The sequence below is a fragment of the Bradyrhizobium erythrophlei genome (assembly GCF_900129505.1).
Lineage (GTDB): Bacteria > Pseudomonadota > Alphaproteobacteria > Rhizobiales > Xanthobacteraceae > Bradyrhizobium > Bradyrhizobium erythrophlei_D.
This window is the reverse complement of sequence record NZ_LT670818.1, coordinates 8,202,263-8,217,532: the sequence shown is the minus strand read 5'-3', so window position 1 is coordinate 8,217,532 and position 15,270 is coordinate 8,202,263. Positions and strand designations below refer to the sequence as shown.

Sequence of the window (15,270 nt, the reverse complement as noted above, 5' to 3'; positions counted from 1 at the left end):
TCGGCCCACAAGAACAACGAAAGTCGCCCGGGCCGGACCCAAGGCCACGGCAGGGACCCACCGGGGAAGGCCATGATCGACCTCCATTACGCGCCGACGCCGAACGGCTGGAAAATCTCGATCATGCTGGAGGAACTGGGCCTGCCCTATAAGGTCATTCCCATCAACATCCGGGGCGGGGAACAATTCAAGCCGGAATTCCTGGCGATCAGCCCGAACAACCGGATTCCGGCGATCGTGGACTGGCTGCCTGCCGATGCGGGCAGGCCGTTCCCGGTGTTCGAGACTGGCGCTATTCTGATCTATCTGGCGGAAAAAACCGGACGCTTCCTCCCCGCAGACCTGCGCGGGCGGTCGGTGGTCATGCAATGGCTGATGTGGCAGATGGCGGGGCTGGGCCCCATGCTCGGCCAGCACGGACATTTTGCCCTCTATGCGGCGGAGAAGATTCCCTACGCCATCGAACGCTACCGCGACGAGGCGGCGCGGCTCTATCGCGTGCTCGACACCCAATTGGGCAAGACCGGCGCCTATGTCGCCGGCGACTATTCGATCGCCGACATCGCCTGCTTTCCCTGGACCATGACTCACAAGGCGCAGGGATTTACGCTCGACGATTATCCGAACGTCAAGCGCTGGTACGCGGACGTGCGCGCCCGGCCGCAAGTGCAGGCGGGGCTGGCGATCGGCAAGTTCGTGAAAGAGCCGTTTGACGAAGAGGCGCGCAAGAACATGTTTGGCGCGAGGGCGAAGGAGATGGCGATAAAGCAATAATCCGCATTCTCACCGTCATTGCGAGGAGCGAAGCGACGAAGCAATCCATTCTTTCTTTCCGCCGCACGATGGATTGCTTCGCTTCGCTCGCAACGACGGCATAGACATCGAGCGAAACCATAAGAAACGAAAGGAAACGCCATGATCGAATTCTTCTTCGACTGTTCCAGTCCCTGGACCTATCTCGCCTTTCACAACATCCAGCCATTGGCAAAAGAGTTCGGCGCCGAGATCGCTTGGCGGCCGATCCTGGTCGGCGGCATCTTCAACACCATCAACCCGAGCGTCTACGCCTCGCGCGAACATCCGGTGGAGACCAAGGTCGCCTACCAGAAAAAGGACATGGCGGACTGGGCGCGCTCGGCGGGGCTGGCGATAAAAATGCGGCCGACGGTGTTTCCCGTGAACAGCGTCAAGGCGATGCGCGGCTGCATCTTTTTGGGCAAAGAAATGGTGCCGTTCGCGCGCGCGGTGTTCGAGTCCTATTGGGGCGCCGACAAGGACATCTCGAAGGATGAAGTGCTGACCGAGATCTGCGAGGGCCTCAACATCGATCCCGCGAAGTTTTTCGCAGGCATTTCCGATCAGACGATCAAGGATCAGCTCAAGGCCAATACGGATGAAGTAATGGCGCGCGGCGGGTTCGGCTCGCCAACCATCTTCATCGACAAGACCGACATGTATTTCGGCAATGACCGGCTGCCGCTGCTCCGCGAGGCGCTGGCCCGGCGCGAGGAACGGGCCGCCTGATGCCGAAGGCGATCGTTTGCCGCGAGCTTGGGCCGCCCGAGCGCCTGCGCCTGGAAACTTTTGCCTCCGCGCCATTGAAGCCGGGGGAGCTGCGCGTTGCCATCCATGCCGCCGGGATCAATTTTCCCGACATCTTGATGGCGGCCGGCGAGTATCAGCTCAAGCCGGAAATGCCGTTCACGCCGGGCGTGGAAGCCGCCGGCGAGGTGATTGAAGTCAACGGCGCCGACGGCACGGCAGTCGGCGACCGCGTCATCGTCAAGATGCGCCACGGCGCCTATGCCGATGAGGCGGTGGTCACCCCGTCGCAGACCATTCCGCTGCCACAGGCCTTCGATTTCGCCGAGGGCGCGACGTTCCTTGCCGCCCACGGCACCGCCTATCACGCGCTGGTCGATCGCGGCCAGCTCAGGCCCGGCGAAGTGCTGCTGGTGCATGGCGCCGGCGGCGGCGTCGGGCTCGCCGCGGTCGAGATGGGCAAGATGCTCGGCGCGACCGTGATCGCGGCGGCGTCCTCGGAAGAAAAACTCGCTGTGGCGCAGGAAAAGGGCGCCGACCATCTCGTGCTGTATCCGCGCGAGCCGTTCCGCGACGCCGTCAAGCGCATTACCGAAGGCCGCGGGGTGGACGTGGTGTTCGATCCCGTCGGCGGTGAAATTTTCGAAAACAGCGTCCGCTGCATCGCCTGGGGTGCTCGGCTGCTCGTGATCGGGTTTACCGGCGGCATCGGGCTCGCCCGCACCAATCTGCTGCTGATCAAGGGCGCCAGCGTGCTCGGCGTCCGCGCTGGCGAGGCCGTGCGGCGCAACCCGGAAGTCGGCGCGGTGCGAATCAGGAAACTGTTGGAATGGGCGGAGGCCGGCAAAATCCGTCCCCACATCTCGCACCGGCGGCCGCTGGAGGATTTTGCGCAGGCGATGCGGCTATTGATCGACCGCAAGGCAATCGGCCGCGTGGCGCTGGTGATGCAATAGCTCGTCATGCCCCGCGAAGGCGGGGCATCCAGTACGCCGCGGCCTCTCGACTCAATCGCCGGCGTCAGCGTTTACTGGATCACCCGCCTTCGCGGGTGACGACGACTGAGAAGATGCCGGGGACTATGCCGCTACTCGTACTCCCGCTCTTGCCACCAGGGGAAATAATCGGGCATGTCGGACGACACCTTGTCGGTGAACACGGCCGGGCGCTTTTCCAGGAACGACACCACGCCTTCTTTCACGTCCGCCGAGCGGCCGCGGGCGTAGATGCCGCGGCTGTCGACCTTGTGGGCTTCCATCGGGTCGTCGGCGCCGAGCATGCGCCACATCATCTGCCGGATCAGCGCCACCGACACCGGCGCGGTCTTCGCGGCGATCTCCTTTGCCAGCGCCCGCGCGGTGGGGAGCAATTGGTCCGGCGGCACCACCTTGCTGACGAGGCGGCCGGCGAGCGCTTCCTGCGCCGGGAAAACGCGGCCGGTGTAGCACCATTCCAGCGCCTGGGAGATGCCGACGATGCGCGGCAGGAACCAGCTCGAGGCGGCTTCCGGCACGATGCCGCGCTGGGAAAACACAAAGCCGAAGCGCGCGGCCTCAGACGCGATGCGGATATCCATCGCGAGCTGCATGGTGACGCCAATGCCGACCGCCGGCCCGTTCACCGCCGCGATCACGGGCTTTAGGCACTTGAAGATGCGCAGCGTCACCTGGCCGCCGCCGTCGCGCACCTGGTGGTCGCTATAGTCGACCTTGCCGTCGGGAAGCCGTCGGACCGGCCCGCGCCGCGCGTCGCGGTCGAAGGTGTCGGCGCCGGAGGAGAGATCGGCGCCGGCGCAGAAGCCGCGGCCGGCGCCGGTGACGATGACGGCGCGGATATTGTCGTCATTGTCCGCGGCATCGAAAGCGTCGATCAGTTCCTTTTGCATGACGGCGTTGAAGGCGTTGAGCTTGTCGGGCCGGTTCAGCGTGATCGTGAGAATCTGCTCGGCCACCTCGTATTTAATGGTCTCGTAGGGCATCCCTTGGTTTCCTCTCGTGTTGCTGTTTTTTTGATGTTGTTCCGTCATTCCGGGGCGCGCCAAGCGTGAACCCGGAATCTCGAGATTCCGGGTTCGTCGCTGCGCGACTCCCCGGAATGACGGTGGAGATTATGTTTTCGGGCTCGGCCACGGCTTCTGCGGCCCTCGCAGGCCCTCGAACGCTTTCGCCATGGCGAGCACGCCGAGGTCGTCGAAGCGGCGGCCGACGATCTGGACGCCGATCGGAAAGCCTTTTCCGTCGTAGCCGCCGTTGATCGAGACGGCCGGATTTTCCGACATGTTCCACGCCACGGTATAGGCGATGTGTTCGAACGGTCTTGCGGGATCGTTGACCGGGGAGGCGAACTCGGCGGGGAAATTCACCACCGGCGACACCGGCGAGATCAAATAGTCGAGATCGCAGAACAGCTTTGCCACGGCGGCGCGGATCGTCATGGTGGCGTTGAAGCCCCTGATGACATCGACGCCCGACAGCTTCGCGCCGGCTTCCGCCCAGTCGACGATATAGGGCAGCGCCTTGCCGCGCTCGGCGGGCGTGAGCTTGGAGAGATCGTCCCACATCCGCGCGCGCCAGAAATTGTCCAGCCCGTCGAGGATCTCGCGCGTCATCACGGCAGGCACCTCGGTGACGACGGCGCCAGCCTCCTCGAAGGCCTTCGCCGCTTTCACGGCCACGTCGCGCACGTCCTTTTCCAGGGTCTGGCCGACGCCGGGGTTGAGCATCAACCCGATGCGCAATTTGCGCACCGGCTTCTCCAGCGCCTTCCAGTGGATGCTGTCGGGCGGCAGGCTCATACCGTCGCGGCGATCGGGTTTCGACAGCACGCTCATCATCAGGGCGGCGTCGTCGACGGTGCGGGTCATCGGTCCGGCGACGCGGCCGACATAGGGCGGATCGATCGGAATCCGCCCCAAGCTCGGCTTCAGGCCGACCAGGCCGCACCAGCATGCCGGCAGCCGCACCGAGCCGCCGATATCGCTGCCGAGATGCAGCGGGCCATAGCCGGCGGCGCCGGCAGCACCCGCGCCCGCGCTGGAACCGCCGGGATTCTTGCTGACATCCCAGGGATTGCGGGCGAGGGCATGGAAACTCGACAGGCCCGACGACAGCATGCCGTAGTCGGGCATGGTGGTCTTGGAAAAGATCACCGCGCCCGCTTCGCGCAGGCGCGCCGCCGGCGGCGCATCCTTTGGCGCGGGGACCAGCTTGACGCTGGCGGCACCCAGCGGCACCGGCACGCCTTTGGTGGCGATATTGTCCTTGATCGTCACGGGGACGCCGTCGAGCGGCCCCATCGGCTCGCCCTTCTGCCAGCGTTCGGTCGAGGCTTTTGCGGTCGCGCGCGCGCCGTCGGGATCGAAGGCGTAGAGCGCCTTGATCCGCGGCTCCCATACCGCGACATGCGACAGCACGTCCTCCAGCACTTCCGACGGCGTGAACTGCCTGGCCTTGAAGCCCGCGATCAGGTCGACGGCGGAAAGGTCGTGCAGCGACGTAACGGTTTCATCCGGTACGGGTTTATGCATGGGTGCCTGCGGGAAGCCGGGTTTCGATGATGCGCGCGAACATGCTGGCGCCGATAGGCAGGATCTTGTCGTCGAGTACATAGCCGGGATTGTGCACGGGCACCGAGCCATCGTGGCCGACCCAGAAATAGGCGCCGGGCACCACCTGCATCATGTCGGCGAAATCCTCGCTGCCCATCTTCGGCTGGGTCCGGGTAATGACCTTGGCGGGGTCGACCACGGTGCGCGCCACCGCCTCGACCACCCGCGACTGCTCCTCCTGGTTCACCAGCACGCCGAACGTGTCGCGGATGTCGGCGATGATCTCGACCTGGAAGGCGGTGGCCATGCCGGCGCACAGCGCGCGCATCCGCTCGCGGATCAGCGCCCGCACCTCGTCGGAGAAGGCGCGGACGGTGCCACAGAGTTTGGCCTCGCCCGGGATCACATTGTAGGCGGAGCCGGCGTGTATCTGGGTGATCGACAGCACCGCGGGCTCATGGGGATTGACGTTGCGGCTGACGATGGTCTGCAGCGCCTGGCCCAGCGACATCGCGATCACGATAGGGTCCTTGGAGTAGTTCGGCATCGCGCCATGGGCGCCGTAGCCGGTGATGGTGATGTCGAAGAAATCGGCGCCGGCCATCGCGGGGCCGGGCAGGATCGCTACCTCGCCATGGTTGAGGTCGGGCGCGTTGTGCAGGCCGTAGACCTCGTCGCAGGGGAATTTCTCGAACAGCCCGTCCTTGATCATGGCGCGGGCGCCGCCGAGGCCTTCTTCCGCCGGCTGGAAGATGAAATGCACGGTGCCGTCGAAATTCCGGGTCTCGGCGAGATAGCGCGCGGTGCCGAGCAGCATGGTGGTGTGGGCATCATGGCCGCAGCCATGGAAGCGGCCGGGAATGGTTGAACGCCATTTCAGATTGGTGTTCTCCTCCATCGGCAGCGCGTCCATGTCGGCGCGCAAGCCGATCCGCTTGCCGCCAGTGCCCTTGCCCTTGAGCACGCCGACCACGCCGGTGCCGCCGAGGCCGCGATGCACCTCGATGCCCCATTGCGTCAGCTTTTCGGCGACGATGCCGGAGGTGCGGACTTCCTCGAAGCCGATCTCGGGATGGGCATGCAGATCCCTGCGGATCGCGGTGAGTTCGTCGGCAAAGCCTTCGATGCGGTCGATATTGGGCATGGGTCCTCTATCCGGTTGAGCGTAAAGTGTTGGCGGGAGCGAAAGCAGCCCCGTTCGGCTTGATGCGGATGCCCGGGCGCAGCCGCGTCCACGGCAACGTCGCGGTGTCGGCGGGCATCGCGCCGGGGGCGGCGCAGATCAGGAGTTGTTCGGCAATCGGCTCGAAATCGGCGCGGAAATGCACCGAGCTCTTGTTGACGAGGATCGCCTGTTCGGTCGGCTCGATCCCGACATAGCGATACATCGCCTGGTCAGCGAGCTGCGCCTTGTGCGAGGATACCACCACCCTGACATCGCCGATCCGCAAACAGGCCGACGGACCCATGTCCATGTCGCGGCCGCCGTAATAGGGGCCGGGGGCCACAAATTGTCCGTCGGATAGTTGCTCGACGACAAATGTCTCCTGATACGGCGCGTCGCCCGGGATGCCCGATTTGCCTCCGAGCGCCAGCGTCACGGTGGCGCCGACGCCCGCTTCATGCGCGGCCTTGGCGGAAACAGGATCGTAGATCACGCCGGTCGCGGCTCTGCTGGCGCTGTTGCGGACCAGCGCGCGCAGCATTCCCGTAGTGTCGGAATCGCCGCCGGCGCCGGGATTGTCCTGGGTGTCGGCGATCACGATCGGCCTGTTCGCGGTCTTCGCCAGTTCCATGGCGTGACGCACGCCCTCGTCGGGCGTGAAGATGCGGCCGTCGAAATCGTCTTCATGGCTCTCGATCAGCGCGGCGACCGTGTCCGCTGCGGCATCCGCATCGGCCTGCGTCGCGCCATAGGCGAATACGCTCGGGCCGCAATGGGCGAAATCGGCGGCCGGAAAGCCCGGCGCGAACGACAGCGTCGGCACCGCGTCGTCCTCCAGCGCGGCGAGCTTCTGGTAGATGCCCTTGGTGGGCTGGTCGTTGCTGCATTGCCAGCTCAGCGGAATCAGGAACGGCAATTGCCGGAATGCCTTTGCGAATTTCTGCTTCGTCGTAAGCAGCAGTTCGAGATGTTTCGCTGCGGCGCGGCCGGTATCGGCCATGTCGACATGCGGATAGGTGCGATAGGCAATCAGCGCGTCGGCATGCTCGACCATCTCCGGCGTGACATTGGCGTGCAAATCGAGGCTGACCACCAGCGGCAGATCCTTGCCAATCACCTGGCGCACACGTGCGAGGATTTCGCCTTCGCCGTCGTCGAGATGTTCGGTGACCATGGCGCCGTGCAGGTCGAGATAGACGGCGTCCAGGGGACCTGCGGCCTTGATGCCGTCGATCATCACCTTGACGATCCGCTCATAGGCGTCCTCGGTGACATGCGCCGACGGGCTGGCGCCGCACGAAATCGTCGGCACCATCTCCCAGCCTCGGGCTTCCGCTTGCTCGACGAAGCCGGCCAGCCCGACATTGATGTTGCGCATGGTCTTGAGCACATCGGGCCCGAACGCCATCGCCGGCCAGCCACCGCCATGCACGAAATCGTCATAGGTCGCCTTCGTCGGCGCGAAGGTGTTGGTCTCGTGCAGGAAGCCGCCAACGGCGATACGGGTCATCAAGGCTGTCTCGGCGAGTGATTTGCGCGCGACGTTAGACTCGTCATTGCGCAAAGCGCAAGCTGCGAAGCAATCCGCTTTTGCATGCCGCATGGGCGTCAGGTCATTGAACGACACGAGCTACGCAGCGATGTAGACTGCGTCATTCCGGGCTGGTGCGTTAGCACCAGACCCGGAATCTCGAGATTCCGGGTTCGATGCTTTGCATCGCCCCGGAATGACGAAGAGGAGGCCATTTATTCCGCCGCTTCGCCCGCCGCAACCGGACGGAAATTCGCAAAATCCCAGTCCCGCCCCGGGGCAGCTTCGAGCAGTTGCCTGGTATAGGCCTGTTGCGGATGGGTCAGGACTTGCGCCGCCGGTCCCTGTTCGACGATGCGGCCATGCTGCATCACGACAACCTCGTCGCAGATTTGCGCGGCGACGCGAAGATCGTGGGTGATGAACAACAATGCGATGCCGAGCCGGCGCTGGATTTCGTTGAGCAGTTCCAGCACCTGCGCCTGAACGGAGACGTCGAGCGCGGAGACCGCTTCGTCCGCCACCAGCACGTCGGGATCGAGCGCCAGCGCGCGGGCAATCGCGATGCGCTGGCGCTGGCCGCCGGAGAACTGGTGCGGGTAGCGCGAGATCGCGTCCGGCGGCAGGTCGACTAGTTCCAACAGCTCGCGCGCTTTCGCAAGCGCTTCCGCTCGCGGCATGCCGTAATTGATCGGGCCCTCGGCGATGGACTCGCCGATGGTGATGCGCGGATTGAGCGAGCGGTACGGGTCCTGGAAGATGATCTGGATCTTCTTGCGGTGCGGCTGCAGCAGCCGCCGCGACAGCTCGGAGATTTCGCGGCCCCCCAGGCGGATGCCGCCCGAGGTCGGATCGATCAGCCGGACAATGCAGCGGGCGACCGTGGATTTGCCGGAGCCGCTTTCGCCGACGATGCCAAGCGTGCGGCCCTTGCGCAAGGTGAGGGTGACATCCAGGGCGGCCGCGACCTCGCGGACGCCGCCGAGGAACGAGCGCTCGCGATAGACCTTGCCGAGCTCGTTGGCCTCCAGCACCACCGGTTCCTTCGAATCGGCGCGCGCCGCCCGCGGCACCAGGCTCGGCACCGCCGAGAGCAGATTGCGGGTATATTCCATGGTAGGATTGCGCAGGATGGTGTCGAGCGCGCCGGTTTCCACCAGCCGGCCTTGGCGCATGACAGCGACGCGATCGGCGATCTCGGCAACCACGCCCATGTCGTGGGTGATGAAGAGCACGGCGGTGCCGTGATCCCGCTGCAGGTCGCGGATCAGCGTGAGGATCTGTTTTTGCGTGGTGACGTCGAGCGCGGTGGTCGGTTCGTCCGCGATCAGCAGTTTCGGCTCCAGCACCAGCGCCATCGCGATCATGATGCGCTGGCGCTGGCCGCCCGACAGCCGGTGCGGGTAGGAGGCAAAAATGCGCTCGACCTCGGGCAACCGCACCTGTTCCATCATGGCGAGGAGGCGCTGGCGCCGCGCGCGGGCATCGAGATTGGTATGGGCGCGCAGCACTTCGTCGATCTGGCGGCCGACCGGCACCACCGGGTTGAGCGCCGTCATCGGCTCCTGAAAGATCATCGCCATGGTGGTGGCGCGCAATTGCCGCAGGCGGCGATCGCCGGCAGTCAGCAGTTCCTCGCCGACCAGTTTTATGCTTCCCGCGGTCGGCGCCAGCGATCCCTTCTGCAACAGGCCCATCACCGTCAGCGACGTCACGGATTTGCCTGAGCCGCTTTCGCCGACCACGCACAGTGTTTCGCCTTCGCTCACCCTGAGCGAGATGCCGTCGATGACGCGCGGCCCCTGCGCCGTCTTGCCGAGGCTGACCACGAGGTCGTTGATGTCGAGAACGATGTTTTTCATGCTTGCTCCCCGCCGTCGTTGCTGGGAGGGCGGCGAAGCGACCTGGACTCCGTCATTCCGGGATGGTGCGCTAGCACCAGACCCGGAATCTCGAGATTCCGGGTTCGATGCTTCGCATCGCCCCGGAATGACGGCGAATAACGACGAGGCGAGAGTATCTTCACTTGCTTCCCTCCCGCTGCTTCATGCGGGGATCGAGCGCGTCGCGGGCGGCGTCGCCGATCAGATTGACGCTGAGAATCGCGATCGAGAGCAGCAGGCCCGGCCAGAAGATCAGCGACGGTTTGATTTGAAAATAGGCGCGGCCCTCGGCCATGATGTTGCCCCAGGTCGGGGTTTCCGGGCTGATGCCGGCGCCGAGAAAGGACAGGATCGCCTCGGTCAGGATGGCGGAGGCGCAGACATAGGTGCCTTGCACGATCAACGGCGCGACCGTGTTTGGCATCAGATGCCGCCACATGATCTTGGGCAGGCTGGAACCGACGGAGATCGCGGCTTCCACATAGGGCTCCTCGCGCGCCGACAGCACGACCGAGCGCACCAGCCGCGCCACGCGCGGTACTTCGGGAATGGTGATGGCGACCAGCACCGTCGTCAGGCTGGCGCCGGACAGCGAGACCACGGCAATCGCCAGCAGGATGCTCGGCATCGCCATCAAGCCATCCATCACCCGCATCATCACGGCGTCGACCCATTTGAAGAAGCCGGAGACGAGGCCGATCAAGAGCCCGATGCCGATCGAGAACACGGCAGCGCCGAGGCCAATCAACAGCGAAATGCGCCCGCCGTAGAGAATGCGCGACAGCACGTCGCGGCCGTAGCCGTCCGTGCCCAGCAAGAATTGCGTGCTTGCCGGCTTCAGCCGCTGCGCCGGTGCCAGCAGCAAGGGGTCGTGCGCCGACAGCCACGGCGCCAGGATCGCCGACAGGATCACCAGCGTCAGGCAGATGGTGGCGGCGGCGATGATCGGGCTCGCCGTGAGGAATCCGAGCCGCGGCCGGAACGGGGTGGTGATTGGGATCGACGGCTCGGGAAGGGTTTCGATCGCCATCAGTACCTAACCTCAATAACGAATTCTAGGATCGAGCAGGGTGTAGGCGACGTCGATCAGGAGATTGACCGCGACATAGATGCCGGAGGTCAGCAGGATCATCGCCTGAATGACCGGATAATCCCGCGCCAGCACCGCATCGACGGTGAGGCGGCCGATGCCGGGCAGGTTGAACACGCTCTCGGTAACGACGACGCCGGAGATCAGCAGCGCGAATCCGGTGCCGATCACGGTGATGACGGGCACGGCGGCGTTGCGCAGCGCGTGGCGCAGCAGCACGGCGGTCTCGCCGATACCCTTGGCGCGCGCGGTGCGCACGTAATCCTCGCCCAGCACGTCCAGCATCGCCGCCCGCGTCATGCGCGCGATCAGGGCGACGTAGATGAAGGACAGCGTGACGGTCGGCAGGATGATGCGCTCGAGGAACGGCCAAAAGCCCGCGCTGATGCTCTTAAAACCCTGCACCGGCAGCCAGCGCAGGTCGATGGCGAAGAACTGGATCAGGACATAGCCGATCACGAACACCGGCACCGAGAAGCCGACCACGCTGAGGCCCATGACAAAACGGTCGATCCAGGTGCCCTGTTTCCACGCCGCGATCACGCCGAGCGGCACCGCAATCGCAATGGAGAGGATGATGGTCGACAGCGCGATCGAGATCGACGGCTCGACGCGCTGGCCGATCATCTTCAGCACCGGGACGTTGGAGATCAGCGACACGCCGAGATCGCCATGCAGCAGCTTTCCTATCCAGGTAAAGAACTGGATGTAGAGCGGTTCGTTGAGGCCGAGCGAGGTGCGGATGCGCTCGAGGCGCTCCGGCGTCGCATTGTCGCCGGCGAGGATCGCGGCGGGATCGCCCGGCGTCAGCCGCAGCAGCAGAAACACGAACAGCGCCACCACGCCCATCACGGGAATGGCGGCGAGAACGCGGCGAACGAGGTATCCGAGCATCGTCATCCATCAGAAGCTTGTGCGGCAACCCATAAGCCGATCTTATCGGTCAGGGTTATCGCGGATTATGTTCCCGCCCGTAGGGTATTAGCGAGCAATTCCTGTGCCATTGGCGGTATTCTGGGCGGACACTGATATCGCGCCTCTCACTCCAGCGTCGCCAATAGTCCCGCCATCAGGCAGCCGCGTTCGGCGAGGCTGTCGATTTCGATGTGCTCGTTGAGCGTATGCGCGTCGGCGCCCCGGACGCCTAGCCCATCGAGCGTCGGAATTCCCATCGCGCCGGTAAAGTTGCCGTCGGAACCGCCGCCGGCGCTGCCGTGGGGCAGGTCGAGGCCCATCTGAGCTGCGACGCCGCGCGCCTTTTCGTACAGCGCCATGGTGCCGGCATCGGGTTCCCACACCGGCCGCGTCACGCCGCGCGTCACCTTGAAAGTGACATCGTTCGCCGTGCCGTTCAGCGCCAGCATGCGTTCAACGCCGCGATCGAGGTCGGCCTGGCGTTTCGCCATGCTCAGTGTCTCGCCCGTTGCGGTGGTGGCGACGCAATTGACCCACTGGCCGCCATGCACGATGCCGACCGAGAAGGTGCAGTCCTCGCCCGTCATGCCGTCGATGGCGATGATCTGCCGCGCCATTTCGCGGATCGCGGAGCGGCCCGAGGACAGCGTGGCGCCGGCATGGCTCGGCTTGCCGATTGCTTCCAGATTGAAGCGGGCGATCGCATAACGCCCGGTGACGACGCCGTTATTGGGCCGGCCGGGTTCCGGCACCAGCACATATTTGTTGCGCGCGGCTTCCGCCTCGATCAGGTCGCGCACCGACGGCGTGCCGACTTCTTCGTCGGGCGTGAACAGGATCGTGATCGGCAGCGGCGTCTTGAAGGAAGCGCCCGCCAATTGCCGGATCGCTTCCAGCGTCAGGTAATTGCCGCCCTTCATGTCGAAGATGCCGGGGCCATAACATTTGTTGCCCTCGCGCCGCCATGGCAATTTCTCCAGCGTGCCCACGGGGTGAACGGTGTCGAGGTGCCCCGCGATCAGGATGCCGGGCTCGCCCAGTCTGGGATGCGGAAACCGCGCCCGCACGCAACCGCCAAAGCCCTGCCTGCCGGCGATGCGCTCGATGGATGCGCCCATGATCGCCATGTCGCGCGCGGCGAGGTCGAGCATGCGGTTCACGGCATTCGCGTCCCAGGTGGGGCTTTCGCACTCCACCCACGCGCGCAGTCCCTGCAGCATGGCTTCGGAATCAAAGGGAAGGTTGGCGGGGTTCATGTAACTTCTCTCGAGTTGTGAACGGATATTAAGGATTGGCATCGCGCCATGCTGACGAGAATGATCGGCGGCGAATTTGTAAAGTGAAACATCAGCGGAGGTTTAGTCCTTTCCGGTCGCACGCGTTATGCGTCAAAACACGATTGACGCGCCGCATGCTTGGTGCAAGTCTCAAAAGCCTTGGATTTGCAGCATGTTAATGCGCCTAAATAACGCACCGCTTGCATAACAAATCATCGGTCTTTGACCAGTTTCACGTCAGGAGAGTCAGAATGTTTCACTTCTCGCGCTGGAAGCGTTCCGCTGCCGCGTCGAACGCCACCCTGTCCGCGCTGGCGCTGTCGGCGGCGCTGGCGCTGTCGGCCCCGGTGGAGGCCAAGACCATCACCGCGGTGATGCATTCCGATCTGCGCGTCATCGATCCCGGGTTCACCACCGCCTATATCACCCGCGATCACGGCTACATGGTGTATGACACGCTGCTGGCGACCGATGCCAATTTCAAGATCCAGCCGCAGATGGCGGACTGGAAAGTCTCCGACGACAAGCTGACCTACACCTTCACTTTGCGCGACGGCCTGAAATGGCATGACGGCGCGCCGGTGACGGCGGAGGACTGCGTGGCCTCGCTAAAGCGTTGGGGCCGCAACGACAGCATGGGCCAGAAGCTGATGGATTTTACCGCCAGCATCGAACCAATCGACGAGAAAAGCTTCGCGCTGAAACTGAAGGAGCCCTACGGCCTGGTGCTGGAATCGATCGGCAAGCCGTCGTCCTATGTTCCCTTCATGATGCCGAAGCGCCTTGCCGAAACCCCGCCCGGCCAGCAGATCAAGGAGCAGATCGGCTCTGGTCCCTTCAAGTTCGTGCAGTCGGAATTCCAGCCCGGCGTGAAGTCGGTCTATGTGAAGAACACCGACTATGTGCCGCGCAAGGAGCCGGCGAGCTGGACCGCGGGCGGCAAGGTGGTGAAGGTCGACCGTGTCGAATGGATCACCATGGCGGACGCGCAGACGGCAGTGAACGCGCTGCAGTCCGGCGATATCGATTTCATGGAAAATCCGTCGTTCGATATTCTGCCGGTGCTGGCCGCCAACCCGGACATCAACGTCGAGACGCTGAACAAGCTCGGCTTCCAGACGCTGGGGCGCATGAACTTCCTGTTTCCGCCCTTCGATAATGTAAAGGTTCGCCGCGCCGCGCTGAAGGCCATCAACCAGAAGGAGGTGCTGGACGCGCTGGTCGGCAATCCCGAATATTACCGGCTCTGCGGCGCGTTCTTCGTCTGCGGCACACCGCTTGCCACCGAGGAAGGCTCGGAGTCGCTGGTGAAGGGCAACGGCTTGGCGGAGGCCAAGAAGCTGCTCGCCGAATCCGGCTATGACGGCACGCCCGTGGTGATCATGGCGCCCGGCGACGTCGTCACCTTGAAAGCGCAGCCGATCGTCGTCGCGCAGCAGTTGCGCGAGGCGGGCTTCAAGGTCGACGTGCAGGCCACCGACTGGCAGACCGTGGTCACCCGCCGCACCAGCCAGAAGCCGCCGAAGGAGGGCGGCTGGAACATGTTCTTCACCAACTGGGTCGGCGCCGACGTGGTCAACCCGATCGTTAACTTCTCGATCGGCGGCCGCGGCAAGAACGGCGGCTGGTTCGGCTGGGCGGAAGACCCCAAGATCGAGCAGCTGAAGGATACCTTCGCGCGCTCGGGCTCGCCGGACGAGCAGAAGAAGATCGCCGCCGAGATCCAGAAGGAGGCCTACGACCAGGTGATCTATGTCCCGCTCGGGCAATATCTCGCGCCGAGCGCCTGGCGGAAATCGCTTTCCGGCGTGCTCGACGGCCCGGCGACGCCGATCTTCTGGAATATCGACAAGTCGGAGTGAGGGCGGCGGCACGGCTCGCCGCCGACACCTGATTGATTATCGGCCCGACGGCGTCGCTCCCTTGGCGGCGCCGTTTGCGTTCGGGCGGATGAAAAGCCGGCTTGACATATGTGTAAGCTGTAGCTTACCGTTAGCTATGGCTTACGGAAATGCGTTGGCGGTGCTGGCCGATCCGACCCGGCGAAAAGTGTTCGAGCGCCTGCGCGCCGGGCCCCGGCCGGTGAACCTGCTCGCCGCGGGATTGCCGGTGTCGCGGCCGGCGGTGTCGCAGCATCTGAAAGCATTGAAGGACGCTGGATTAGTCGAGGAGCGCAGCGAGGGCGTGCGCCGGATCTACTCGCTCAGGCGCGAGGGTCTGATGGAATTGCGCGAATGGCTGGACAGTTTCTGGGGCGATGCGCTGGAGGCTTTCAGGCTGGAGGCTGAACGATCCCACAGGGCCAAAAAGAGCAAGTGAA

Annotated in this window: 13 protein-coding genes; 5 read left to right on the top strand and 8 right to left on the bottom strand. The window is 64.4% G+C overall.

The annotated features are described in order from the left end of the window. The first annotated feature begins 72 nt into the window (after window positions 1-72). The 3 genes from B5525_RS38775 (at window position 73) to B5525_RS38765 (ending at window position 2,498) form a co-directional block, all read left to right on the top strand. Entirely contained in the window at window positions 73-774 is a 702-nt protein-coding gene (locus B5525_RS38775; protein ID WP_079571390.1) for a glutathione S-transferase N-terminal domain-containing protein, read from the top strand. Window positions 775-915: 141 nt separating this feature from the next. After that, the gene (locus B5525_RS38770; protein ID WP_079571388.1) at window positions 916-1,524 is read left to right on the top strand and encodes a 2-hydroxychromene-2-carboxylate isomerase; all 609 of its coding nucleotides are present in this window, start codon (window positions 916-918) and stop codon (window positions 1,522-1,524) included. Continuing rightward, entirely contained in the window at window positions 1,524-2,498 is a 975-nt protein-coding gene (locus B5525_RS38765) for an NADPH:quinone oxidoreductase family protein (RefSeq protein WP_079571387.1), read from the top strand. Before B5525_RS38770 ends, B5525_RS38765 begins: the two co-directional genes overlap by 1 nt. A 131-nt stretch (window positions 2,499-2,629) precedes the next feature. On the opposite strand, the gene B5525_RS38760 is transcribed toward B5525_RS38765, so the two are convergent. The 8 genes from B5525_RS38760 to B5525_RS38725 all read right to left on the bottom strand — a co-directional run bounded on the left by B5525_RS38760 (window position 2,630) and on the right by B5525_RS38725 (window position 12,929). Then, window positions 2,630-3,520: a crotonase/enoyl-CoA hydratase family protein gene (locus B5525_RS38760; protein ID WP_079571385.1), complete on the bottom strand. Its 891-nt coding sequence runs from the start codon at window positions 3,518-3,520 to the stop codon at window positions 2,630-2,632. A 129-nt stretch (window positions 3,521-3,649) separates the two neighbouring features. Continuing rightward, window positions 3,650-5,068 (bottom strand): amidase, encoded by a 1,419-nt coding sequence (locus B5525_RS38755; RefSeq protein ID WP_079571383.1) that lies wholly within the window; start codon window positions 5,066-5,068, stop codon window positions 3,650-3,652. Further along, window positions 5,061-6,233: a M20 aminoacylase family protein gene (locus B5525_RS38750; RefSeq protein ID WP_079571382.1), complete on the bottom strand. Its 1,173-nt coding sequence runs from the start codon at window positions 6,231-6,233 to the stop codon at window positions 5,061-5,063. Before B5525_RS38750 ends, B5525_RS38755 begins: the two co-directional genes overlap by 8 nt. 7 nt (window positions 6,234-6,240) lie before the next feature. Beyond that, window positions 6,241-7,764: a M81 family metallopeptidase gene (locus B5525_RS38745; RefSeq protein ID WP_079574372.1), complete on the bottom strand. Its 1,524-nt coding sequence runs from the start codon at window positions 7,762-7,764 to the stop codon at window positions 6,241-6,243. A 236-nt stretch (window positions 7,765-8,000) separates the two neighbouring features. After that, the gene (locus B5525_RS38740) at window positions 8,001-9,647 is read right to left on the bottom strand and encodes an ABC transporter ATP-binding protein (RefSeq protein ID WP_079571380.1); all 1,647 of its coding nucleotides are present in this window, start codon (window positions 9,645-9,647) and stop codon (window positions 8,001-8,003) included. A gap of 160 nt (window positions 9,648-9,807) precedes the next feature. Further along, entirely contained in the window at window positions 9,808-10,698 is an 891-nt protein-coding gene (locus tag B5525_RS38735; RefSeq protein ID WP_079571379.1) for an ABC transporter permease, read from the bottom strand. A 12-nt stretch (window positions 10,699-10,710) separates the two neighbouring features. Then, on the bottom strand, window positions 10,711-11,652 hold the full coding sequence (locus B5525_RS38730; protein WP_079574370.1) for an ABC transporter permease: 942 nt from the start codon (window positions 11,650-11,652) through the stop codon (window positions 10,711-10,713). 146 nt (window positions 11,653-11,798) lie between these two features. Continuing rightward, a complete protein-coding gene (locus B5525_RS38725) occupies window positions 11,799-12,929 on the bottom strand; it encodes a M20/M25/M40 family metallo-hydrolase (RefSeq protein WP_079571377.1) in 1,131 nt (376 codons plus the stop codon). A 272-nt stretch (window positions 12,930-13,201) separates the two neighbouring features. Here B5525_RS38725 and B5525_RS38720 point away from each other — a divergent pair, with 272 nt between their 5' ends. Then, window positions 13,202-14,812 carry an ABC transporter substrate-binding protein gene (locus tag B5525_RS38720; protein ID WP_079571376.1) on the top strand — a complete coding sequence of 537 codons (1,611 nt, stop codon included), beginning with the start codon at window positions 13,202-13,204 and terminating at the stop codon, window positions 14,810-14,812. 136 nt (window positions 14,813-14,948) lie between these two features. Beyond that, on the top strand, window positions 14,949-15,269 hold the full coding sequence (locus B5525_RS38715; protein WP_079571374.1) for an ArsR/SmtB family transcription factor: 321 nt from the start codon (window positions 14,949-14,951) through the stop codon (window positions 15,267-15,269). The last annotated feature ends 1 nt before the right edge of the window (window position 15,270 follow it).

What these genes read in the sequence shown, in the direction of transcription:
- B5525_RS38715 (WP_079571374.1), top strand. Translation starts at nt 14,949, where the DNA reads ATGGCTTACGGAAATGCGTTGGCGGTGCTGGCCGATCCGACCCGGCGA.
- B5525_RS38775 (WP_079571390.1), top strand. Translation starts at nt 73, where the DNA reads ATGATCGACCTCCATTACGCGCCGACGCCGAACGGCTGGAAAATCTCG.
- B5525_RS38740 (WP_079571380.1), bottom strand. Translation starts at nt 9,647, where the DNA reads ATGAAAAACATCGTTCTCGACATCAACGACCTCGTGGTCAGCCTCGGC.
- B5525_RS38755 (WP_079571383.1), bottom strand. Translation starts at nt 5,068, where the DNA reads ATGCATAAACCCGTACCGGATGAAACCGTTACGTCGCTGCACGACCTT.
- B5525_RS38770 (WP_079571388.1), top strand. Translation starts at nt 916, where the DNA reads ATGATCGAATTCTTCTTCGACTGTTCCAGTCCCTGGACCTATCTCGCC.
- B5525_RS38725 (WP_079571377.1), bottom strand. Translation starts at nt 12,929, where the DNA reads ATGAACCCCGCCAACCTTCCCTTTGATTCCGAAGCCATGCTGCAGGGA.
- B5525_RS38750 (WP_079571382.1), bottom strand. Translation starts at nt 6,233, where the DNA reads ATGCCCAATATCGACCGCATCGAAGGCTTTGCCGACGAACTCACCGCG.
- B5525_RS38720 (WP_079571376.1), top strand. Translation starts at nt 13,202, where the DNA reads ATGTTTCACTTCTCGCGCTGGAAGCGTTCCGCTGCCGCGTCGAACGCC.
- B5525_RS38745 (WP_079574372.1), bottom strand. Translation starts at nt 7,764, where the DNA reads ATGACCCGTATCGCCGTTGGCGGCTTCCTGCACGAGACCAACACCTTC.
- B5525_RS38735 (WP_079571379.1), bottom strand. Translation starts at nt 10,698, where the DNA reads ATGGCGATCGAAACCCTTCCCGAGCCGTCGATCCCAATCACCACCCCG.
- B5525_RS38760 (WP_079571385.1), bottom strand. Translation starts at nt 3,520, where the DNA reads ATGCCCTACGAGACCATTAAATACGAGGTGGCCGAGCAGATTCTCACG.
- B5525_RS38765 (WP_079571387.1), top strand. Translation starts at nt 1,524, where the DNA reads ATGCCGAAGGCGATCGTTTGCCGCGAGCTTGGGCCGCCCGAGCGCCTG.
- B5525_RS38730 (WP_079574370.1), bottom strand. Translation starts at nt 11,652, where the DNA reads ATGCTCGGATACCTCGTTCGCCGCGTTCTCGCCGCCATTCCCGTGATG.